Origin of the sequence: Actinoplanes sp. NPDC023936 (assembly GCF_040639325.1) — a bacterium.
Lineage (GTDB): Bacteria > Actinomycetota > Actinomycetes > Mycobacteriales > Micromonosporaceae > Actinoplanes.
Window position 1 is genome coordinate 28,047 of sequence record NZ_JBEZZR010000036.1, and the last position, 23,065, is coordinate 51,111.

Below are 23,065 nucleotides of genomic sequence, written 5' to 3' on the forward strand. Positions count from 1 at the left end.
TGGACCAGTACACCGTCAGTGACCATCGTGGATCGCATGCAGTTGCTCTTGAACGGCGACTTCGAGGCGGCCTTCCGGACCTTCGAGCGTTCCGCGTTCCATCTCGAGGTCGCGGACGCCTACGACATCGCCGAGGAGTCCGAGCCGATCCGCCGGTACCTCACCGGCGAGCCCGACGACTTCGCCTGGCAGGAACCGTGGCTCGACCTGATCCGCAGCACCACGGCGACCGGGCGCAGCGTGCGGCGGCTCCGCGTGATCACGGTGCCGCACGGGGCGTACACCCGCTGGCTGCTGAGCATCTCGCACCTCAACGTGGACGCCGGCGAGCGGATCCGCTGGCTGCCCCGCGACGATCTGGACGGGCTGCCGGTCACCACCGACGACTTCTGGATCTTCGACGACCGGCGGGTGGTGTTCACCCTGGTGGCGCCGGACGGCTCGTTCACGGCCGGCGCCGCCACCGCGGACCCGGCGATCGTCGGGCACTGCGCACGGGTACGGGACGCGCTCTGGCCGCGAGCGATCCCGCACGAGGACTACGTCAGGCCTTGACGTCCTCCCGGCGGATCGCGTCGGCGCGGTGCGGCAGCGTCGCCACGTCCGGCAGGTCCAGCAGATCCTCCTCGGGCGCGGCGATCAGCCCGCTGCGGTGCGCGATCAGCCGGCCGGCCGAGACCAGGTCGTCGAGCATCGCGGCGAGGCGGGACGCGCCGGCCCGGTTGCCGCTCCAGCCGAACAGCCGGCCGGCGGCCGCCAGCAGGTCGTCCCCCTCGACCAGGCCGGCGTCGAGCACCAGGTACTCGAGGGCGAGCTGCAACTCCGGCTCGGCGACCTGATCCGGTTTGCGGTTCACCCCGTCGGCGGGAACCCGCACGGTCGGGATCGGCGCGTCCGGCGCTGTCACGAACGTGCCGTCGAATCCGGCACTGGACGCCCGGATCGCCGCCTCGATCGCGGTCTTCACGCCCTGGGTGAGCCGGCTGATCCCCCACGCCTCGCGGATCCGACGGGTCAGGATCTGCAGGTGCACCGGCCCCTCCACCTCGGCGATCCGCTCGACCGCCCGGATCAGCAGGGCCCGCGCCTCGTCGTCGTTGGCGCGGGCGCTGGCCGGCAGCGCGCCGACCGTCGCCCGCTCGTAGGGCAGCGCCCACTCCGGCCGCGGCGCGGGGCGGACCGCGAGCTGCTCCTCGTCGGGTTCGGCGAAGACGTCCGGTTCGGCCAGGGCGTGCTCGATGGCGGTCCGCAGCCGGGTCTCCTCGGCGGCCCGGTCCCGGTACCACGGGACGCTCCAGATCCGGTGCACGGTCCAGCCGAGGCTGTGCAGCACCTGGTCGGTGAGGCGGTCCCGGTCCCGGGCGATCGGTGCGGCGTGACCCGGCCCGTCGCAGAGCACGCCCAGGGCATACCCGGCCTCCGCGTCGGCGTCGGTGGCCCGTACCCCCACCGCGACGCGGCCCGGACCCGCGCCGACCTGGCCGCGCGCCGCATAGCCCCAGCCCACAATGGTTTCCAGGACCGACTCTTCGAGCGATGTGGCGGCCTGGGCGTCTTCCTCACCCCGGATGCCTCCCAGGGCCGCTTCCTCCAGGTACGCAGCCAGTTTGCGCTCGCCCTCGGCGGCCGGCTCGGCCCGTGCCGGGATCCCGCTGACCACCTCGACCCGCTGCCGGGCCCGGGTGATCGCGACATTCAGCCGCCGCGCGCCGGTCGATCCGCCCGCCGCGTCCAGGCTCGGCCCGGTGGACAGGATGATCACATCGCGTTCGTCACCCTGCGCGGTCTCGGCGTCCTTCACGAACACGTCGCCGAGGAACCGCTCCAGGTCGGGGTCCCCGGCGAGGGTCGCCTCCACGGTGTCGGCGATCGTGTCGGCCTGCGCGGCGGTCAGCGTGACCACGCCGATCGAGAGGCTGGGCCGGTGGTTGAAGTGGTGGACGACCCGTTCCGCGACGAAGTCGGCCTCGCTGCCGGCCGCGCCGATGCTGAACAGCTCCACGCCGACGTCCGGCCCGGCGGGCAACGCGCCCGGGAACGTGACGAGCCGATGCTGGTAGAAGTTCTGGTTGGCGAAACTGATCAGTCCCTCGTGGCGGCTGCGGTAGTGCCGGGTCAGCCCGATCCGGGTGAACCCGCCGCAGTCGTTCGCCACCACCAGGACCGAGGGCCCGTCGCCGGGCGGCGGGAGCTGCGCCGCGTCGCCCACGATGATCAGTGCGGCGCCGCGCCGGGCGCAGCAGACCGCGGCGGCCGGCGTCATCCGGGACGCCTCGTCGATGATCACCACGTCGAAGCGCGCCTCGTCCGGCAGCAGCCGGCCGGCCACGGCGGGCGGCGCCAGCACGCACGGCTTGAGCGCCGACGCGATCTCCCAGGTCTCGGCGAGCAGCTCGCGGACCGGCAGGTGACCGGTCTGCTTCTGCCCTTCGGAGCGGATCAGCGCGATCCTCGGTGGGATCTTCTTCGGTGTCCGCGGCCGGCGGCTGTCGGTCGTGCTGATCACCGCGCTGGCCGCGTCCTGGAGCAGCGCCGCGTCCAGGCGGCGGAACTCCTCGACGAGGTCGCCCCGCTCGGCGGCGGAGAGCGGTTCGAGCCGCTCGTCCGAGGCGATCACCTCGTCCGCCCACGCCCGGTACGCGGTCCGCTCGATCACGTCCGGCACCCGCCGCACGTCCACCGCGTGGTCGGCGCAGAAGTCCACGACCGCGTCCAGGCCGTGCTCGGCGAGCACCTCCCGGGCGGCCAGGTAGTCGAACCACTCGCGCTGCCCGGTGTCGTCCTCCCGCAGGTCCCGCAGCAGGTCACGGGCCGTCTCGTAACGGTCGAGGGTGGTGGCGAGCCGCACCTGCCGGGCCGGGCCGAACGCGTCCAGGATCCGCTGCCGGGCCTCCTGCCACGCCTCGATCAGCGGGAGCAGGTCGGCCGGTCGCGCACCGCCGGCGGCGAGCGCGTTCACCTGCTCGGTGTTGAGCGCCGCGTCCGTGCCGGTCCGCAGCGTGCGGGCCCGGGCCGCCCAGTCGATCGCCGCGCCGAGCGCGCGCAGGTCGGTCCGCCGTCCCTGGTAGGCGTCGCCGAGCACGGCCCGATACCCGGCCGACGCGGCGTTCAGGGCGTCCTCGGCGTCGAGGACCGCCTGCCGGGCCTGCAGCACCGTCGCGGCCTCGGCCACGTTCAGGTCCCGGCCGACGGCCCGGCCGAGCTGGTCGAGCAGCCGGGCGGTCTCCCGCAACGGGCCGACCTGGGCGCGCAACCAGTTGATGCCGGCCTGCACGCTGCCCTGGCCGAGTTCGGGGCGGGCCGCCGGTTCCGGCTCCGGGAGCAGCGTGGCCCGCCAGTGCCGGAACACGTCCCGGGCCTCGGTGACCGTGCTGAGCAGCTCCTCGCCGGCGGTCGGACCGGCGCCGGCCGCCGGGTCGGCGGTCACGAAGCTGATCACGGATTGCAGGGCTTCGGCCGGGGCCACCCGCAGCACCTCGGCCGCCGTCTCCAGGGCCCGGCCGATCGCCCGGAAGTCGGTGTCGAGCCGCTTCCAGTACCGGCCGAGCAGACCGGCGTGCTGCCGTTCCGCGGCGATCAGGCCCTCATGGGCGCGACGCCAGGCAACCGCGAGGTCGAGGTGGGCGACGGCCTCGTCGACGGTCACCTCGGGCTGGGCGAGCCCGGCCACCGTCTCCTTGTCCCGGCGGTGCGGGGCGAGCAGCTTGCGGGCGCCGCGGTGCACGGTGGCGAAGCGTTCGGCCAGCTCCTCGACGGGTGCGGAGAGCACCGCCTCGGTGAAGTAGGGCGCCGCCTCGGCCCGCGCGGCGGCCACCGCCTCGACGTGCCGGCGCAGCTGGGCGGCGGCGCCGTGCACCGCGCTCTGCGCGCCCGGGGAGAACCAGGCCGGCAGCGGCTTGTCCGGCCGCCCGCCCAGGTCGGCGATGAGGGTCACCAGCTCGACGTCGGTGAACATGACCACGTCCGGCAGCCGCAGCCGGGTGGTGACCCGGTCCAGCCGCTGCTGCTGGTGCTCCAGCTCGTCGGCGTCCGCCGCGAACCGGCCGGCCAGGGATTTCGCCTCGGCGGCGGTGAGCGGTTCGAGGCGTACCGCGGGCGGGTCGAGACGCGGCGGCTCGGGGATGCGGGTGGCGTCCAGCGGCGCGGCCAGGGTCTCCCAGCTCACCCCGGTACGGGCCTCGGCCTGCTCGACCGCACGAGTCACCTCGTCGAGCAGCCGTTCCAGATCCTCGGCGGCCTGCCGGATCGGGCGCAGCGCCATCGCGGTGAGCCAGGAGTCCTCGACGCCGCGCGGGCGGCGGGCGGCGTGCTCGGCGGCCTCGGCCAGCGCCGGGGCGTCCGACGGCAGCCGCAGGTGAAACGCGGTCGCGATGGCCGCGTTCGGGGTGGACGCGCCGGCCAGGTCGTCGAGAGCCATCTGGGCGAGCTCCAGGGCCTCGTCCAGCGGCGCGCGCTCGATCACCTCACGCCACCGGTAGCCGCTGCGCTCGTTCGCCGGACGCCAGGCGTGCTCCAGGCGGGCGGCGGCCCCGCGTACCCGGTCAAGGGTCTCCTCGGTGAGCGCGGCGGCGTGGATGCCGGCGGTCGGCGCGTCCGGCACGTCGCTGAGCCGCGCGAGAGTGCCGATCACGTCGTGCAGGCTGCGTCCGAGCGGTTCCCGGACCTCGTTGACGGCCGCCGCGTACGCGTCCAGCCGCTCCCGGATCCCGGCGAGCCGTTCCCGGTCCTCGCCGGTCATGCCGGGCGCCGGTGCGGCCGGCGCCGCGTCCAGGGCGGCGGCGAGAGCACCCGCCACGTGCCGGCGGGAGCCCTTGGCGCCGTGCAGGTCGAGCAGGTAGTTGCCGAGGCCGGCGGAGGAGAGCCGGTGCTGGACGGTGTCGAGCGCGGCGGCCTTCTCGGAGACGAACAGGACCCGTTTGCCGGCGTGCGCGAGAGCGCCGATCAGGTTCGCGACGGTCTGCGACTTTCCGGTGCCGGGCGGGCCGTCGATCACGAAGCTGCGCACGTCGAGGGCTGCCGCGACGCAGGACCGCTGGTCGGCGTCGGCGTCGAGGGCCAGCGTGGTCTGCTCCGGCGGGGCCACCGTGTCGATCTCGGCGGGCCCGGCCGGGGTGAACGTGAGGCTGTGCGCTGCGGCGAGGGCCCGGACCACCGGGTGCCCGGCGATCGTCTCCTCGTGCCGGATCAGGTCGCGGCGGATCTCCTCGGCGGCGACGTCGAACCGCGCCAGAACCACTGTGCCATCGGTACGCCAACCGGGCCGTCCCGTGGTCACCGCGGCGACGGCGCCCGGATCCGTGCCGGTCAGCTCGATGCCGAGCTGAGCGAGCCGGCTCACCAGGGCCGGGTTGACGATCGGGTCGCCACTGCCCGCGCGGAGGCGGGGGACGTCGTCCGGGCCCAGGGCCACCAGTTCGACCGGAGCCAGCAGGATCGGGCTCGCGTACCCGGTACCCGTGCTGTCCTGCCAATGCAGCAGGCCGATCGCGAGATGCAGGACCTCGACCCCGCGGTCGGCCTGTTCCTGCCGGCTGTGCCGGCGCAGGCGGCGCAGCAGCGGATGCAGCACCTCGTCGGGCACAGCGGCCTGCAACTCGCCCTTCCCGGTGCCGAAAGCGCAGTCCCGGCCGGCGCGCAGCGCGTCCAGGATGCCGGCCGGTTCCGGTGCGCTGATCTCGACCAGGTCGGCGCCGCCCCGCGGCAGGTTGACGAGGCGGTTGGCCGCACCGGGGCCGGCGATCCCGTCCCGCCAGGCCGCGAGCGCCGCCCGGACGTCCTCGCCCGGGCCGGTGTGTCCTTCAGCATCATCCGGCCGCATGTGCTCATTCCAGCAAGGTGACCGGGTCAATGCTGGCAATTCACCCTTTTTGTCGGACGCGACCCGGCCGAGCACGCTGCCGCAAGGCCACCCGGGATCGCGGGCCGGAGCACACGGTGACCCAGACCGGCGCCACGGGCACACGGTGACCCAGCCCGGCGGCACAGGCACAACGTGACCCCGGAGCCGGCGGCACGGGCACAACGTGACCCCGGGCCGGCGGCACGGGCACACGGTGACCCCACCCGGCGGCGGCACGGGCACACGGTGGCCCCACCCGGCGGCGGCACGGGCACACGGTGGCCTTGCCCGGCGGCGGCACGGGCACACGGTGACCCCCGCCGGCGCGGACAGGGGCACACCGTTGCTCTGCGTGTTGCCTGATCACGGCTATGGCGTAGGCCAGGGTCCACGATGACGTTGCGTGTGCCCTCATCGGGTAACCGGGTGCCGAGCTGGCGCTCAGTGCTGCCGGCGACCCCGCTTGCCGACACTGAGAGCCAGCTCGGCTTGCCCAGCTGGTCACCAGTGCTGCGGAGCGTCCGTTTGGCGAACGCTGAGCGCCAGCCGGCACCGACCTTTCCAAGATCCACAAGCGCCACGATCCACCGCCACGCCACCGCCACGCCACCGCCACGATCCACCGCCACGGAGTCAGCGCCACGGACTCAGCGCCACGGAGTCAGCGCCACGGAGTCAGCGGCGCCGCGCCACCAGCACCGCGTCGTGGACGGTGATCTCCCGGCCCTGCGGATCGGTCGCCTGCCGGGGCCGCGCCTCGGCCGCCGCCACCTCCCACACCCGCGGGTCCAGCGTCGCGGCGATCTCCTCGGCCGTGAACAGCATGTCCGGGAAGTGCATCCGCCCGGCAGTGGTGGCGAGATCGGAGGGGTGATGCCCGACGATCAGCAGCGTCCCGCCCGGCGCGACGGCGTCGGCCAGGTGGGCGTAGAGCTCCTGCCGCTCCTGCGGCGGCAGGTGCATGAACTGCGCCGAGACCAGATCGTACGATCCCGCCGCCGGCGCCTCCTGCCGCAGGTCACGGTGGCTGAACGTGATCCGGTCGGCGACACCGGCGGACGCCGCGTGCCCGGCCGCCCGGCCGAGCGCCACGGTCGAGATGTCCACCGCGTCGACCTGCCAGCCCCGCGTCGCGAGCCAGACCGCGTCGGCGCCCTCGCCGCTGCCGACGTCCAGGGCCCGGCCCGGCGTGAGGTCCGCCGCCTCGGTCACCAGCTGCGGGTTGGGCCGGCCGCTCCACACCGCGTCCCGGCCCCGGTACCGCTCCTCCCAGGCCTCCGCGGAGAACATCGTGGCGGTCCGGTGCCGGTACCCGGCCACCGCCTCGCGGGTCTCCTCCGCGATCAGGTCCATGTTGATCATCGCGCCGGTCATCTGCGCGCCGGCGGCGGCGACCGACACGGTGGCGCCCAGGTTCGTCACGTTGCCGGCCACCCAGACGCCGGGCACCGATGTCGCCCCGTTCGGGTCGGCCGGGATGTGGCTGCCCAGCACGGCGCCGGCCATCTCGAAGTCGACCGGCTTGACCCCGAGCGATTCGAGCACCGCCGACCGCGCCACGAACCTCGGACCGACGGCGAGGGCGTCCACGGCCACCACGGCGCCGGTCTCCAGCCGTACCCCGGTGATCCGGTCGTCGTCGACCTCGACCGACACGATGCGCTCGGCCACCACCGGGATGCCCCGCGCGGCGAGCTCCTCGGCCTGCTCGGCGCTCGGCCCGCTGCCGCCGTTGAGCAGGTAGAGCACGTGCGGGCTGAGCTGACGCCACATCTGCGTCGAGTGGAACGCCATCGGGCTGCTGACGATCATGCCGATCCGCTGATCGCGCAGTTCCCAGCCGTGACAGTACGGGCAGTGCGCCACGTCCCGCCCCCACCGCTCCGCCAGCCCGTCGATCTCCGGCAGCTCGTCCACCAGGCCGGTGGTCACGAGCAACCGCCGCCCCGTGACCTCGGAACCATCACCGAGAGTGACGGTGAAGCCGTTCTCGTTCCGCGTGGCGCCGACGGCGAGACCCGAGCGGAACGCGACGCCGTAGGCCGTCAGCTCGTCCCGCCCGGCGGCGATCAGCTCGGCCGGCGGCTTGCCGTCGAAGCCCAGCACGTTGTGCATGTGGGCGGCCGGCGCGTTGCGCGGCTGGCCGCTGTCCACGACGAGGACGGACCGCCGGGAGCGGGCCAGCACCATGGCCCCGCTCAGGCCGGCCGCGCCGCCTCCGATCACCACGACGTCGTACGCATCCTGCTGCATCGTTCTTGTCCCTCCGTTGCGCTGCGTGCTCGCCCACCGTGCACCAGGCTTCCGAAAGGTGGCAACTATTGTTGCTGGTATGGCAAAAGAAGCCCTTGCCGCGGTCGGACCCCGGCTGCGCGAACTCCGTCAGAAGCGCGATCTCACGCTCACCCAGGTCGCCGAGACCACCGGCATCTCGGTGAGCACGCTGTCCCGCCTCGAGTCGGGCAGCCGCAAACCCACCCTGGAGCTGCTGCTGCCGCTCGCCCAGGCCTACCGGGTGAGCCTCGACGAGCTGGTCGACGCCCCGGAGACCGGCGATCCCCGGGTGCGGGCGCGCCCGATCGTGCGCTCCGGGCGGACGATCGTGCCGCTGTCCCGCCGGCCGGGCGGCCAGCAGGCGTTCAAGATGATCATTCCGACCCGGGAGCCGGAGCACACCGAACTGAAGACCCATGAGGGGTACGAGTGGCTCTACGTGCTCTCCGGGACGGTCCGGTTGCTGCTCGGCGAGCACGATCTGCTGCTGGAGGCGGGTGAGGCGGCCGAGTTCGACACCCGGCTGCCGCACCTCGTGCTCAACGGTGGCACCGCGCCGGCCGAGGTGATCAGCATCTTCGGCCCGCAGGGTGAACGGGTGCACGTGCGCGCACGGTCAGCGTGACACCGGATTGCGCAGCGGCCGGCCCTCCCGGTACGCCGCCACGTTCTCCATGATCAGCTGCTCCGCCCCGATCGGGCGGCCACCCGCCGCGTGCGGCGTGATGATCACGTTGGGCTCGTCCCAGAGCCCGGAGGCCGCGGGCAGCGGCTCGGTCGCGAAGACGTCCAGCGCGGCGCCGGCGATCCGCCCGGACCGGACGGCGTTGAGCAGCGCCACCTCGTCCAGGGTGGCGCCCCGGCCGACGTTCACCACCCAGGCGTGCGGCTGGAGGTACGACAGGATGCGGGCGTCGACGGCCCGTACCGTCTCGGGGGTCGCCGGAAGGATCGAGATCAGCAGATCCGTTCCGGGCAGCAGCGACGGCAGGTCGTCCGGCGTGACCACCGGGAACCCGTGCCGGGTGCCGGCGCTGCGTGCCACCCCGGTCACCCGGGCGCCGAGCGCGGCCAGCAGCGGGGCCAGGGTGCCGGCGATCCCGCCGAAGCCCCAGATCACCACGTTCGCCTCGCGCAGCGTGCGGAACGAGCCCGGCTCGCGGGCCGGCTGAATCCCGCCCAGCTCCTCCGCCCACCGATGCCCGATCTGAGCCCGGACCAGCAGGTTCAGCCGCCGTGCCGCGGCCAGGACCAGGGCCAGGGTGTGCTCGGCGACGGTGTGGTCGTGCAGGCCGAGCCCGGCCGTGACGACGACGTCCGGCGCGAACCCGGCCGCCAGCACCATGTCCGGGCCGGCGGCCAGTGACTGCACCCAGCGCAGTTTCGTCAGGCGGCGGGCCGCGTCGGCGAGCGGGCCGGCCGGATTGCCCCAGGTGACCAGGACCTCGGCGTCGGTGTGTTCGTCCGGAATGGGCTCGCCGACCGCGTAGACGACGGTGTCCAGCGGGAGGTCGAGCTCGATGGTGTCGGGCAGCAGAACCTTCATCCGGTCAGCTTGCCATCAGCCACGCCGTTCATAGAGCGCCACCGTTGCGCGTTTCGGCTGCCAGAAGCCGATCCGCCGGTATCCGGCGTCCAGGGTCGGGCGCAGGGCCGGGCGGCTCGCCGCCGGGTCGGCGACGCGGTTGCCCACCACGATCCAGATCCGCTGGTACCCCTCCGCCAGATCGGGGTGCTCCTCGGCGATCAGCCAGCCGGTCTCCGGTGCGGGGACCTTGACCAGCGGATCGGCCGGCCGGCTGGGCAGCCGGTTCAGGTAGTAGTCCATGCCGGCCCGGATGGCCCGGTTCTTCGGCGGATAGACGACCACGTCGCCGGGACGCTGGAACTCGCCGATGATCCGGGCGGCCGAGCGGTAGTCCGGGCCGACCTTCGCGGCCGGCGCGCGGACGTCACGCTGCCCCGGCACCGCGACGAACGCGAGAAGCAGGAGCACCGCGACGATGCGTACCCGCGGAGCGCGGTCGGCCAGGGCGACCGCCGCGAGCATCGCCAGCGGCGCGAGCACCACCAGCAGGTACCGAGCCACCCACATCGGCGAGGCCAGGACGGACACCAGGGCCAGCGTCAGCGTCGGCCCGAGCACGAGCGCGGCCATCGGGGCGAGCCGGCGCAGCGGCCGCCACGCCGCGAGCACCACCATGCCGATCACCAGCCAGGCGACCTCCTTGGACCCGAAGACGGCGGCCGGCATCGCCCGGATCCGGCCCAGCGTGATCGGCTCCACCCAGTGCAGCTGGGTGTCCTCCTGGTGGGTGCCGAGATAGGCGATCGGCAGCACCGGCAGCAGCGCGACGAGCACCGTGCCGCCCCAGGTCAGCGCGAGCCTGCGGCGTCCGGCGCGCTCGCGCAGCAGCACCAGGCCGACGAGCACGGCGTGGGCGGTCAGGGTGGTCAGGGCGAGCAGGTGGGAGAGACCCAGGAGCGTGACGCTCAGGCCATAACCGATCCATGGGTACGGGGATCCGCGCCGCACCGCCACCACCAGGAGAAGCATCGCCAGCACCGAGAAGAAGCAGGCGAACGCGTAGGGCCGCGCCTCGGCCGCGTACCGGGAGGTGTTCGGGACCAGGCAGAGGATCAGGCCGGTGATCAGTCCGATCCGCGCCGAGAAGAGCCGCCGCCCCAGCTCCGCCGCGACCGCCACGCCACCGGCCATGGCCACTATCGACGGCAGCCGCAGCGCGACCTCGGAGGTGCCGGCGAGTCGACTCCAGAAGTGCAGGAAGACGTAGTAGCAGCCGAAGACCGCGTCGAGGTTGGTGACCAGGTCGAAAATCTGGCCGACGGTCCGCTGGGACACCTCGGCGGAGGTCACCTCGTCCCAGCTGAGCACCGGGCGGCCGGCCCGGACCAGCCCGATCACCAGCATCAGCACGCCGGGGACGGCACACATCGCGGCGGCCGATCGGCGCGCCGGCGGCATCTCGACGACCGCCGGGGCGTCGTTGCCGTGCATCGGCCCGGTCCGGGCCGGTCGTTGCCCGGTCATTGACTCGATCACCTGTCACCCCCGCCGGTGTCTACGGCTGACCCGGTAGTCCGAGTTCACCAAACGCGGCGATGTATGCGTGGCGATCGGTGCGTGAAACCACCTGACCGGTGCACGAGAAACGGCCGCGGCACGGGTGCCGCGGCCGTTTCCCGGTGATGTGTCAGCTGCCGACCGGGCCGCCGTCGGTGCGCCAGGTGACGATCACGGCGGGCTTGGCGTAGTCGCCGTCCGGCCAGACCGACGCCGGCTTCTCCACCGAGGCGCCGGTGATCTCACCGGGGTGCTGGACCGCGGTGAAGACCGACTTGTCGTCGGAGGTGATGAACGGGCCGCAGGTCTCGGCGCCCTTGGGCACGGTGAGGAACTGCTTGAGGTGGCCCTTCTCCTTACCCTCGATCGGCGTCGCGAACAGGCCGTCGTTGGTGCCGAGGGCGTTGCCGTCCGTCGAGATCCACAGGTTGCCGGCGCTGTCGAAGGCGACGTTGTCCGGGCAGGAGATCGGCGAGACGGCGGTCTTGTCGTACCCGCCGAAGTAGGTGTCCGCGGCGGCCGGGTCGCCGCAGACGATCGGCAGCGACCAGGTGAACTTCGTCGCGGTGTGGTCGCCGCAGTCCTCGACGATCTCGAAGATGTGGCCGTGCTTGTTGGCGTTGCGCGGGTTGGCCTCGTCCGCCGGGGCGTTGGTGCCGACACCGCGGTTGCTGTTGTTGGTCATCGCCGCGTAGATCTTGCCGGTGCGCAGGCTCGGCTGCACGTCCTCCGGGCGGTCCATCTTGGTCGCGCCGACCGCGTCACCGGCGAGCCGGGTGTAGGTCAGCACGTCGGCCGCGGTCATGCCCGGGACGAACGAGCGGTTCCCGGAGACCAGCTTGATCCAGACGCCCTTGCCGTCGAACCGGCCGTCCGAGGGAAGCTTGCCGGTGCCGTCGATCTCGGCGGCCGGGCTGTCGCCGGTCACCTTGGCGACGTAGAGCGTGCCGGACTCCAGGAGCGAGAGGTTGTGCTTGCGCGCCCACGGTGCGTCGCTCTTGATGTACTTCTTCTCGGAGACGAACTTGTAGAGGTAGTCGAACCGCTCGTCGTCACCCATGTACGCCACGACGTGCCCGCTGCGCGCGACGATGACGTTGGCGCCCTCGTGCTTGAACCGGCCCAGCGCGGTGTGCTTGCGCGGCGGGGCGTCCGGGTTCAGCGGGTCCACCTCGACGATCCAGCCGAACCGGTTCGCCTCGTTCGGGTGCTTCGCCAGGTCGAAACGCTCCTGCACCCGGTCCCACTTGCGCGAGCCGCTCGGGTACCGGGAGGTGGTGGGGATGCCGTACCGGTTGAACTTGGTCTTGGTGGCCGCGTCCACGGCGTCGCCGCCGACGAAGTACTGGTTGAAGTTCTCCTCGCCGGAGAGCACCGTGCCCCACGGGGTGACGCCACCCGCGCAGTTGTTCAGGGTGCCGATGACGGTGTAGCCCTTCGGGTCCGCAGCGGTCCGCAGCGCCGCCGACCCCGCCGCCGGGCCGGTGAGCTTGAACTCGGTCTCCAGGGCCGTGATGCGCTTGTTGTAGCGCAGCCGGCGACCCTTCGCGGGCTTCCACTGACCGGACTTGCCCACCCGCTCGATCTCCACGACGGAGAGGCCGTGCGCCGCGATCGCTGCCTCGATCTGGTCCTTGGTGAGCGCGTCCTGGCTGACGAAGCCGGGGAACATCAGGTCCTCGTTGGTGTACTCGTGGTTCACCACGAGCAGCGCCCGGTTCTTCTCGCCCGGAAGCGGGATCACACCGACGAAGTCGTTGTTGTAGCCGAACTGCTTCGACTGGCTGGCGCCGGTCTGCCGGGTCAGGCTGAACGCCGGGGCGCCGGGGACCACCGGGTCGCCCCAGCGCAGCACCACGGAGGTCTGGTAACCCGGCGGGATGGTGACCGCGTCGGCGGTGTTCGGCGCGACGGCCTGGAAGGTGAGCTTGCCGGCCTTCTGCGGGACCGGCTTGTGGCCGCCGCCGTGGGCGACCGGGGTGGCGGCCGCGGCCGGGCCCGCGCTCACCAGAGTGCCGCCGAGGCCGAGGACCAGGGCGCTGGCGGCACTGGCCTGGACCACGCCACGGCGGCTCATCCCGGCGCTGACGATGTCGCCGAGGTACGGGTTGGCCGAGCTGTTCGGAGCGGGGTGATCGCACGCGTTGCCACAGCGGTACAGACAGGTCATCGCGTCGCGCGCGCCGCCACTGTGGCCCGGGTTGCCCAGTAACGGAAGAAGCCGGCGACTCAGGTCGGACATCAAATCTCCTCGGTCTCACGTCACCGTGCCAGTGACGAGTTGCCCGGACGCTAAGAGCCCAGGTCTACGCGACCACCCAGGCAGGGTGAACGACGGGTGAACGTCCACTCACGTTTGTCCGGCACCGGCCACGCGACGTCTCCGTGCGGAGCGGCAGGCGCGTCACCCGATGTCTCCGTGCGGAGCGGCGGGCGCGTCACGCGGCGAGGCAGGCCACCGCCAGCAGGGCGCTGAGCACGCCGACGAGATGCACACGCGGCAGCCGCTCGCGGAGCACGGCGGTGGTGAGCAGGACCGTCACGGCGGGGTACATCGAGCCGAGGATCGCGGCGGTCCCGATCGTCCCGGTCGCCGCCGCGAACGCGAACGCGCCGTCCGCCACCGTGTCCAGCACTCCCACGACCGCCGGCAGCAGCCACACCGACCGACCGCGCCACCATCGCCCGGCCGCCACCCCCGGCCCGGCCCCCGGGCCCGGCTCGCCGGCCACCACACGCCCGGCCCCCGGCCCCGGCTCGCCGGCCACCACACGCCCGGCCTCGGGCCTCGGCCCGGACGTCCGCCGCGCGCCCGCGCCCGCGCAGAGCACGAGAAGGGCACAGACCCCGCCGGCGATGCGCGCGCAGGCGGTCGCCCCCGAGGGATCGTCCGGCGCCGCCTCGTGCAGCAGCACGAAGTACGCGCCGAATCCGAGCGCCGCACCCGCGCCGCAGGCCACCGCCACCCGCGTCTTCACCGTTCCGGGTGAGCGCCCTCCCCGGAGCGGGTCGGCCGGACGGCTCGGAGTCACCGGCCAGCTCGCCAGGGTGATACCGGCCAGGGCGGCGATCCCGCCCACCGCGGCGGCCGGGCCGAGGCGCTCGCCGTGCACCAGGCCCCAGCCGACCGGCACCAGGGCGGCCCCGGCGGCCACCGGCGCGACCAGCGCGACGCTGCCGTCGCGCATGGCGCGGTACAGCAGCCCCATGGCCGGAAGGCCGATCGTCCCGGCCACCGCGGCCAGCAGGATCAGCCGGGAGCCGGCGGCCAGCGCCTGCCCGCGCGCGGCCAGGAAGACCAGGGCGAAGAGCATCCCGGCGAGCTTGGAACCGATCAGGACGGTCCGGATCGGCATCCGCCGGGCGCAGACGCCGGCCACGAAATCGGATCCGCCCCACGCGACAGCGGCGATCCCGGCGAGCGTCATCGTCCACACCACAGCGTCATCCCCGCTTGTCCCCTGAGCCCCGCCGACCCGGTCAGCCGACGGAGTCAGCACAGCACGAGTCGCCCATTACGGGACAAGTACCTGGACAAGCGATTGACAGCGACAAAACGTCCTGATCGGCGGCGGCCAGAGTGAGCGTTAACAAACAGCCGGGCATCGCCACTGTAAACGCTCTTGCCCAGGAAATACATCGACGAGACGCTCTTGACACCACCATCGATGTTTGCGTACACATTTCAAAAGCCCGTCCACCGGAAACATCCCCGACACACCGGAGGGCCCCTCCATGCCTCGATTCACCCCGACCCGCATAGCGGGCGCTGCCGCCGTCCTGGTGGCGCTCCCGCTCGCTGTCTCCCCGCCGGTGGCCGCCTCCGCCGTCGAGCCCGACTACACGATCACGGCCGACCCGCAGTCGGCCGGCGCCGCCATTCCGAAGTCGATGTACGGCGTCTTCTTCGAGGACATCAACTATGCGGCCGACGGCGGGCTCTACGCCGAACTGGTCCGCAACCGCTCGTTCGAGTTCAGCAGCGCCGACGCCGCCGGCTGGAACGGTCTCACCGGCTGGACGGTCGCCGGATCGGCCGCCGTGTCCAACGACGACCAGCGGCTCAACGAGCGCAACCGCAACTACCTCACGGTGAGCGGCGCGGCCACCCTCACCAACGCCGGCTTCCCGAGCCCGAGCACCGGCAGCGCCATCGCCGTGAAGAAGGGCGACCGCTACGAGTTCTCGGTCTGGGCGCGCGCTGCCGCGACGCTCGAGGTCTCGCTGCACACCGCTGACGGAACGGCCCTCAGCGCGCCGCTCTCGATCACCACGACGTCCGACGCGTGGACGAAGTACACCGGCACGCTGAAGGCCACCGCGACCACCGACGGCGCCCGGCTCTCGGTCCGGACCTCCGGCTCGGTGCGGCTCGACGAGATCTCGCTGTTCCCGAAGGACACCTACAAGGGCCGCGCCAACGGCCTGCGCAAGGACCTGGCCCAGAAGGTCGCCGACCTCAAGCCGGGCTTCGTCCGGTTCCCGGGCGGCTGCCTGGTCAACACCGGGAGCATGTACTCCTACGACGCCGCGAGCAACTACCCGCGGGCCCGGTCCTACCAGTGGAAGGACACGGTCGGCCCGGTCGAGACGCGCGCGACGAACAAGAACTTCTGGGGTTACAACCAGACCTACGGCCTCGGCTACCACGAGTACTTCCAGTTCTCCGAGGACATCGGCGCCATGCCGCTGCCGGTGCTGCCGGCCCTGGTCACCGGCTGCGGCCAGAACCGGGCCACCGTGGACGAGGCGCTGCTGCAGCGGCACATCCAGGACGCCCTGGACCTGATCGAGTACGCCAACGGCCCGGTCACCAGCACCTGGGGCAAGCTGCGCGCGGAGAGCGGGCACCCGAAGCCGTTCGGGCTGACCACGATCGCGGTCGGCAACGAGGAGAACCTGCCGGACGAGTACTGGGCGAACTTCCTCAGGTTCGAGTCGGCGATCAAGGCGAAGTACCCGGACATCACCGTGGTCAGCAACTCCGGCCCGGACGACACCGGCGCCACCTTCGACAACCTGTGGGCGAAGAACCGCGCGCACGGCTCGGACATGGTCGACGAGCACTACTACAACAGCCCGGCCTGGTTCCTGCAGAACAACGCGCGCTACGACTCCTACGACCGCAACGGGCCGAAGGTGTTCCTCGGCGAGTACGCGTCGCTCGACAACAAGCTGTACAACTCACTCGCCGAGGCCGCGTACATGACCGGTCTGGAGCGCAACGCCGACGTCGTCAAGATGGCGTCCTACGCGCCGCTGCTCGCGCACGTGGACAACGTCCAGTGGAAGCCGGACATGATCTGGTTCGACAACGACGAGTCGTGGGGCTCCACCAGCTACCAGGTGCAGAAGCTGTTCATGAACAACGTCGGCGACCGGGTGGTGCCGACCAGCGTCAGCGGCGCGGTGGTCCAGCCGAAGCCGATCACCGGCGCGATCGGGCTCTCCACCTGGCGTACCGCCGCGGTCTACGACGACGTCAAGGTCACCCGCCCGGACGGGACGGTGCTCTACAGCGACGACTTCAACGACGGCGACGCGGACGGCTGGACCGCGGTGCAGCCGCGCGGCACGTGGACGGTCACCGACGGCGGCTACGCGCAGACCACCACGAACACCGAGGACACCATGGTCAAGGCGGCCACCATCGGCGAGTCCGATTACGACTACACGCTGAAGGCGACCAAGACGGCCGGCGCCGAGGGCTTCCTGGTGGCGTTCGGCATCCAGGAGACCGGCCAGTTCTACTGGTGGAACCTGGGCGGCTGGAACAACACGCAGGGCGCCGTGGAGAAGGGCGTGACCAGCGCCAAGGAGCAGATCCTGACCAAGCCCAACACGGTGACGACCGGACAGACCTACGACCTCAAGATCCAGGTACGGGGTACGAAGGTCACCCTGTTCCTCGACGGCGTCGAGTGGGGCGGGTTCGACGACAACCAGGTCACCGAGCCGTTCGCCCAGGTCGTCACGGAGGACACCAGGAACGGCGAGCTGATCGTCAAGGTCGTCAACGCGCAGGACACCCCGGCCGTCACCAAGGTCGACCTGGGTGACCGCAGAGTCGCGCGGACCGGCCGGCTCACCGTGATCACCGGTGACCCGGGCGAGCAGAACACCCGGTCCGCCGAGCCGATCCTCCCGCGCACCTCCACGGTCCACGGACTCGGATCGTCGTTCACCCGGGAGTTCCCGGCGAACTCGGTCAGCTTCCTCCGCATCAAGACTCGATAAGGAGCCCCACGATGACGTACGCGATGAGTCGCCGTACCCTGCTGCGGGGTTCGCTCGGAGTGACCACCGCCGGAGCCCTCGCCGGTCTCGGCGCCGCGAGCGCCGAGGGCAACCCGCGGCCCGGCACGCCGCCCACCGATGCCGAGATCTACGGCGTGACCACCAAGGATCCGCTGATCAGCCAGCGCGCCGACCCCTGGATCACCCGTCCGGTGAACGGCACCTACTACTTCACCGGCTCGGTGCCGGAGTACGACCGCCTGGTGATCCGGGGCGCGAGCACCATCGAGGGCCTGTCCGCCGCCGAGGAGTCGGTGATCTGGCGGCGGCCGGCCAGCGGCACGATGGGCGGGCACATCTGGGCGCCGGAGCTGCACCGGATCGGCGGCAAGTGGTACATCTACTTCGCCGCCGGTGACGCCGGTGACGTGTTCCGGATCCGGACCTACGTGATGGAGTCGGCGCTCGACGACCCGCGCGACCCGGCCGGTTGGACGCTCAAGGGCCAGCTGAGGACCGAGTGGGACGGCTTCACCCTGGACGCCACCAGCTTCAGCCACCGCGGCAAGCAGTACCTGGTGTGGGCGCAGAGCGAGCCGGAGATCGCGGTGAACTCCAGCCTCTACATCGCCCGGATGGCGAACCCGTGGACGTTCGCCACCAAGCCCACCCGGATCGCCACGCCCACGAAGAGCTGGGAGATCCAGGGCTACCGGGTGAACGAGGGCCCGGCCGTGCTGATCCGTAACGGCACGGTGTTCCTCACGTTCTCGGCGAGCGCGACCGACGCCCGGTACTGCATGGGCCTGCTCACCGCGGACGCGGACGCCGACCTGCTGAAGCGGGAGAGCTGGGTGAAGACGCCGGATCCGATCTTCGTGACGAACGAGAACACGAAGCGGTACGGCCCTGGCCACAACTCGTTCACGGTGGCCGAGGACGGGAAGACCGACGTGCTGGTCTACCACGCCCGCGACTACCGGGACATCACCGGCGACCCGCTGTACGACCCGAATCGCCACACCCGCGTGCAGAAGCTCTACTGGCACGAGGACGGGACGCCGCTGTTCGGCATCCCGGTCGGCGACGGCGGCCCGATCGTCCGCCTCTCCCCCGCGGACGCTCCGCGCTGGTTCGTCCGGCACACCGGCGACGAGGTGAAGACCGAGAAGGCGCCCCGCGACCTGGAGAAGACCCAGTTCCGGTTCGTCGCGGCGGCGGACGGCACCGAGACGATCCAGTCGGTCGACGAACCCACGAAGTTCGTCACGGTCAGCGGGACCACGGTGTCGCTGGGCACGACCGGCACCCCGGTCACCCGGGTCGCCTCCCGGCAGGGCGTGACGATCCGGGTCGCTCCGGGCCGCTACCTGCGGCACGTGAACGGCACGATCACCGTCTCCGACCGGGCGACGGCCTTCCTCCTGAGCTGACACTCCACCCGAAGATCACGGCCCATCGCCCTCCGGCGGTGGGCCGTGGTCTGACCGGGCCGTCAGCGGAAGTCGGAGCGGTCCACCCGGGCCGCCCGGCGCCGGTACTCCTGCGCCTTGCCCGGCCAGTTCGTGACCACCCGTCCGGAGGCGGTGCGGTACCAGCTCTGGCATCCCGTCCAGACACTGCCGGCGAGGCGGGACTGCATCTCGGCGTCGTAGGTGGCGGCTCGCTCCGCCCGTACCTCCAATGGTCTGTCGCCCTGGGCGACCAGACGCACGGCTTGCGCGATGTATCGGGCCTGGACCTCGTGGAAGTAGATCACCGACGTGTTGCCGGTGTTCGTGTTCGGGCCGTAGACCAGGAACATGTTCGGGAAGCCGGGCACCGTCATGCCGAGGTACGCGTGCGCGCCCTCCCGCCACGCCTCGGCCAGCTCGGCGCCGTCGCGGCCGGTGATCCGCATCGGCACCAGGAACTCGGTGGCCGCGAACCCGGTGCCGTAGACCAGCACGTCACACGGATGATCCACGCCGTCGGCGGTCCGGATCCCGTCCTCGGTCACCGCGACGATCTTCTCGGTCACCAGGTCGACGTCCGGGCGGGCCAGCGCCGGGTACCACGCGTTGGTGAACAGGATCCGCTTGCAGCCCATCGGCTCGTCCGGGGTGACCCGGGCGCGCAGCCGCGGGTCACGCACCTGGAGCCGGCGCTGGAGGTGCGAGGCGGCCCGCACCAGCGGCGCGGTGACCCGGTTGCCGGTCACCGCGGCGCCGGCCACCAGAGTGAGCAGCCAGGTGCCGGCGCGCGAGGCCTGCATGAGCGGCGGCACCCGCCGGTACGCGCCGTGGCGCAGCCGGCCGTACCGGCGGTCCGGTTTCGGCAGCGTCCACGGCGGGGTCCGCTGGAAGACGGTGACGTGCGCGGCCCGCCCGGCGATCGCCGGCACCAGCTGGATGGCGCTGGCCCCGGTGCCGATCACCGCGATCCGCCGCCCGTCGACGGGCACGTCCGGGCGCCAGTGCGCGGTGTGCAGGGCGACGCCCCGGAAGTCGGCGGCGCCCGGCAGCGACGGGATCGACGGCCGGGACAGCTGGCCGACCGCCGGGATCAGCACGTCGGCCTCGATCCGCTCGCCGCCGGCCAGGGTGACCGTCCAGCGGCGGCCGTCCCAGTCCGCGCCGGTGACCTCCGTGCCGAACCGGATCCGCCCGGTGATCCCGTGCTGGGTGGCGCAGCGCTCCAGGTAGTCGAGGATCTCCCGGTGCGGCGGGTACCGGCGGCTCCAGGCCGGGTTCTGCGCGAACGAGTACGAGTAGAGCGGCGCCGGGATGTCGCAGGCACAGCCGGGGTACGTGTTGTCCCGCCACACCCCGCCGATCCGGTCCGCCTTCTCCAGGATCGTCACGTCGTTCCGGCTGTCTTTGATCAGCTCGGCCGCGGCCGCGATGCCGCCGAACCCGGCGCCGATGACGACGATCGTGGTCATGGCCGTGGTCCGATGGTCAGCGTGAGCGCGGCCGGCGCGTGGGCCGGCACGGCCGGGTGGCGCGGCATCACCGGGCTCAACGCGACATAGCCGGATGAGGGACGCGGGTCCTCGTCGCCCTTGTTCGGCCACAACGCGACGGCCCGCTCCGCCAGCGCCGTGATCGTCAGCGACGGGTTGACCCCGAGATTGGCCGCCACCACCGAACCGTCGATCACATGCAACCCCGCATGGCCGAACAGTCGCTGATAGGGATCCACCACCCCGCCGCCCGGGTCCGCGCCGATCGCGCAGCCGCCGATGAAGTGCCCGGTCACCGGCCGCCCGGCCAGCTCGGTCATCGCGCCGGTCGGCACACCGTCCACCTTCTCCGCGACCCGCCGCGCGACATCGTGGGCGGCCGGCACCCACACCGGGTTCGGCTCGCCGATGCCGGGCCGGCTGGTCAGCCGGCCGCGCTTGGTGAAAACGGTGATCGAGTTGTCGAGTGGCTGCATCGCGAGCAGCACGATCGTCTCCCGGGACCAGTTCTTCGGCGAGACGTAGAGCCGGATGTCCCGCCCGGCTCTCGCGAGCTGCTTGGCGGCGGCCCACCAGCGCGGGGTGCGGCCGGTGTCGTCGACCAGGACCGTGGCGAGCAGCGCGAGGAGGTTGCTTCCCGGACCGTACCGGACCGGTTCGACGTGTGTCACCGGGTCCGGGTGGATCGACGAGGTGATCGCCACGCCGTGGCTGAAGTCGCTGTCCTTGCGGCGGGTGCGGGCGCCCAGGATGGACTCCGAGTTGGTGCGGCTCAGCTCACCGAGCCGCGCCGAGACTCCAGGCAGCAGGCCCCTGTCGCGCATCCGGTGCAGCAGCCGCTGGGTGCCGAGCGCGCCGGCGGCGAAGATCACCTGCCGCGCCGTGAACGTCCTCTTGCGACGCCCGCCGGTCCGCCGCGTCTCGACGGCGTAGCCGTGCGGACCCGGCCGGACCGAGCGGACCGTGGTGAGTTCGTGCACCACCGCGCCGGCCCGTTCGGCGAGGTAGAGATAGTTCTTGACCAGGGTGTTCTTCGCGTTGGCCCGGCAGCCGGTCATGCACGACCCGCAGAGCGTGCAGGTCCGCCGGGCCGGGCCGGCCCCGCCGAAGAAGGGGTCCGGGACTTCGGCGCCGGGCCGCTGGTCGCCTTCGGCGAAAAGCACCCCCACCGGGGTACGGGTGAAGGTGTCACCCACACCGAGATCCTCGGCGACCGCTCGCAGCGCGTCGTCGGACGCCGTGCCGACCGGGTTGACGGTCACCCCGAGCATGCGTTTGGCCTGCTCGTAGTAGGGGGCGAGCTCGGCCTTCCAGTCCGTGATCGCGGACCACTGCGGATCGGCGTAGAACGCGTCCGGCGGTTCGTAGAGCGTGCACGCGTACCCCAGCGAACCGCCACCCACCCCCGCCCCCGACATGATCATCACGTCCTTGAGCAGGGTGAGGCGCAGAATGCCGTAGCAGCCGAGCGCCGGCGCGTAGAGGTAGTCGCGCAGCCGCCAGGAGGTCTTGGCGAACTGCTCGTCGGCGAACCTGCGGCCCGCCTCCAGCACGCCGACGCGATAGCCCTTCTCGGTCAGGCGCAGCGCTGCCACGCTGCCGCCGAACCCGGAGCCGATCACGAGGACGTCGTAGTCGTCCGACATCGCCGTACCATCACACCGCTATTGGCAACATGTCAACAAGCGGTCTCCGGTCTTGGCTCGCTCCGCCGATTCGGTATCCGCCGGCACCCGGGTCGATCGACGATCGTGCAGGGTGGAGCGATGGCAGAGCTCTCCTACGACAGACGCGGCTCCGGGCCGCCACTCGTGCTGATCCACGGCATCGGCAGCCACTGGCAGGTGTGGTCGCCCGTCCTGGACGAGGTGTCCCGCCACCGCGACGTGATAGCCCTGGACCTGCCCGGCTTCGGCGCCTCCCCGCCCCCGCCTCCCACCTCCGCGCCTTCCGCGGCGCCTTCTCCGGCGCCTTCCGCGGGGCCTTCCGCAGGGCCTTCTCCGGTGGCGGGGTTCGGGTCGGTGGCCTGGTTCGCCGATCAGGTCGTCGCGTTCCTCCGCGGTCTCAGCATCGAGTCCTTCGAGGCCGGCGGCAGCTCGCTCGGCGGCGGCATCGCCCTGGAACTGGGCCGCCGCGGCCTGGCGAGCCGGGTCACCGCGTTCTCCCCGGTGGGTTTCTGGAGCACGCCGGGCCGGCTCTGGTGCCAGGCCGTGGTGACCGCCGCGCGCACGGGCGCGACAGGCCTCGCACCGGCCCTGCCCGGCATCATGAACTCGCGCGCCGGCCGCTCAGCGTTCTGCGCCCCGTTCTACGGCCGGCCCGGACAGCTGCCCGCCACCGACGCCCTCTCCGGCGCGCGGGCCCTGGCCGCCGCGCCCGGATTCGGCCAGGCCCGGGACGCGTTCACCCGGCTGCGCCCGTGGACCTACGCCGGCACGGGCGCGCTGTCCGGGATCCCGGTGACCATCGCCTGGGGGACCCGCGACGCCGTCCTGCCCTACCGAACGCAGGCCCGCCGCGCCCGCACGGTCCTCCCCGCGGCCCGCCACGTCCCGCTCCCGGGCTGCGGCCACCTCCCGTTCGCCGACGACCCGGCCCGCTGCGCCGCCCTGCTGCTCCCCCAGTAACCACCACCCAGCGTGTTGAATTGCGGCGCGCTCCGCACCCCAACTCCACACACAGCACG

13 protein-coding genes are annotated in these 23,065 nt (G+C 72.4%); 5 read left to right on the top strand and 8 right to left on the bottom strand.

Annotated features, from left to right (window positions below; all coding sequences use genetic code 11):
• Window positions 1–36: 36 nt before the first annotated feature.
• Window positions 37–555 carry a DUF6879 family protein gene (locus tag AB0F72_RS33250; RefSeq protein WP_360439826.1) on the top strand — a complete coding sequence of 173 codons (519 nt, stop codon included), beginning with the start codon at window positions 37–39 and terminating at the stop codon, window positions 553–555.
• Here the strand turns inward: AB0F72_RS33250 and AB0F72_RS33255 are convergent.
• Both AB0F72_RS33255 and AB0F72_RS33260 read right to left on the bottom strand, forming a co-directional pair.
• Window positions 545–5,818, bottom strand: coding sequence for a DUF3320 domain-containing protein (locus AB0F72_RS33255; RefSeq protein ID WP_360439829.1), 5,274 nt, complete (start codon window positions 5,816–5,818; stop codon window positions 545–547). The two genes, AB0F72_RS33250 and AB0F72_RS33255, sit on opposite strands and share 11 nt — an antisense overlap.
• Before the next feature lie 696 nt (window positions 5,819–6,514).
• Complete coding sequence (locus tag AB0F72_RS33260; RefSeq protein ID WP_360439832.1) at window positions 6,515–8,092, bottom strand: bifunctional NAD(P)/FAD-dependent oxidoreductase/class I SAM-dependent methyltransferase; 1,578 nt, start codon at window positions 8,090–8,092, stop codon at window positions 6,515–6,517.
• Window positions 8,093–8,171: 79 nt separating this feature from the next.
• On the opposite strand from AB0F72_RS33260, the gene AB0F72_RS33265 reads away from it, so the two are divergent.
• On the top strand, window positions 8,172–8,738 hold the full coding sequence (locus AB0F72_RS33265) for a helix-turn-helix domain-containing protein (RefSeq protein ID WP_360439835.1): 567 nt from the start codon (window positions 8,172–8,174) through the stop codon (window positions 8,736–8,738).
• Here AB0F72_RS33265 and AB0F72_RS33270 read toward each other — a convergent pair.
• From AB0F72_RS33270 to AB0F72_RS33285, 4 genes are all read right to left on the bottom strand, one after another.
• Window positions 8,730–9,659, bottom strand: coding sequence for a phosphoglycerate dehydrogenase (locus AB0F72_RS33270; protein WP_360439838.1), 930 nt, complete (start codon window positions 9,657–9,659; stop codon window positions 8,730–8,732). The two genes, AB0F72_RS33265 and AB0F72_RS33270, sit on opposite strands and share 9 nt — an antisense overlap.
• Window positions 9,660–9,674: 15 nt before the next feature.
• Window positions 9,675–11,165: a glycosyltransferase family 39 protein gene (locus tag AB0F72_RS33275; RefSeq protein ID WP_360439841.1), complete on the bottom strand. Its 1,491-nt coding sequence runs from the start codon at window positions 11,163–11,165 to the stop codon at window positions 9,675–9,677.
• A 163-nt stretch (window positions 11,166–11,328) separates the two neighbouring features.
• Window positions 11,329–13,440 carry a PhoX family phosphatase gene (locus AB0F72_RS33280; protein WP_360439843.1) on the bottom strand — a complete coding sequence of 704 codons (2,112 nt, stop codon included), beginning with the start codon at window positions 13,438–13,440 and terminating at the stop codon, window positions 11,329–11,331.
• A 196-nt stretch (window positions 13,441–13,636) separates the two neighbouring features.
• The gene (locus AB0F72_RS33285) at window positions 13,637–14,626 is read right to left on the bottom strand and encodes an EamA family transporter (RefSeq protein ID WP_360439846.1); all 990 of its coding nucleotides are present in this window, start codon (window positions 14,624–14,626) and stop codon (window positions 13,637–13,639) included.
• A gap of 307 nt (window positions 14,627–14,933) precedes the next feature.
• On the opposite strand from AB0F72_RS33285, the gene AB0F72_RS33290 reads away from it, so the two are divergent.
• Both AB0F72_RS33290 and AB0F72_RS33295 read left to right on the top strand, forming a co-directional pair.
• On the top strand, window positions 14,934–17,435 hold the full coding sequence (locus AB0F72_RS33290) for an alpha-L-arabinofuranosidase C-terminal domain-containing protein (RefSeq protein ID WP_360439849.1): 2,502 nt from the start codon (window positions 14,934–14,936) through the stop codon (window positions 17,433–17,435).
• 11 nt (window positions 17,436–17,446) lie between these two features.
• Window positions 17,447–18,868 carry a glycoside hydrolase family 43 protein gene (locus tag AB0F72_RS33295; protein ID WP_360439852.1) on the top strand — a complete coding sequence of 474 codons (1,422 nt, stop codon included), beginning with the start codon at window positions 17,447–17,449 and terminating at the stop codon, window positions 18,866–18,868.
• 62 nt (window positions 18,869–18,930) lie between these two features.
• On the opposite strand, the gene AB0F72_RS33300 is transcribed toward AB0F72_RS33295, so the two are convergent.
• Entirely contained in the window at window positions 18,931–20,358 is a 1,428-nt protein-coding gene (locus AB0F72_RS33300; RefSeq protein ID WP_360439855.1) for an NAD(P)/FAD-dependent oxidoreductase, read from the bottom strand.
• Window positions 20,355–22,025 (bottom strand): GMC family oxidoreductase, encoded by a 1,671-nt coding sequence (locus AB0F72_RS33305; protein WP_360439858.1) that lies wholly within the window; start codon window positions 22,023–22,025, stop codon window positions 20,355–20,357. Before AB0F72_RS33305 ends, AB0F72_RS33300 begins: the two co-directional genes overlap by 4 nt.
• Window positions 22,026–22,145: 120 nt before the next feature.
• Between AB0F72_RS33305 and AB0F72_RS33310 the strand changes: the two genes are divergently transcribed.
• A complete protein-coding gene (locus tag AB0F72_RS33310) occupies window positions 22,146–23,006 on the top strand; it encodes an alpha/beta fold hydrolase (protein ID WP_360439861.1) in 861 nt (286 codons plus the stop codon).
• Window positions 23,007–23,065 lie beyond the last annotated feature (59 nt).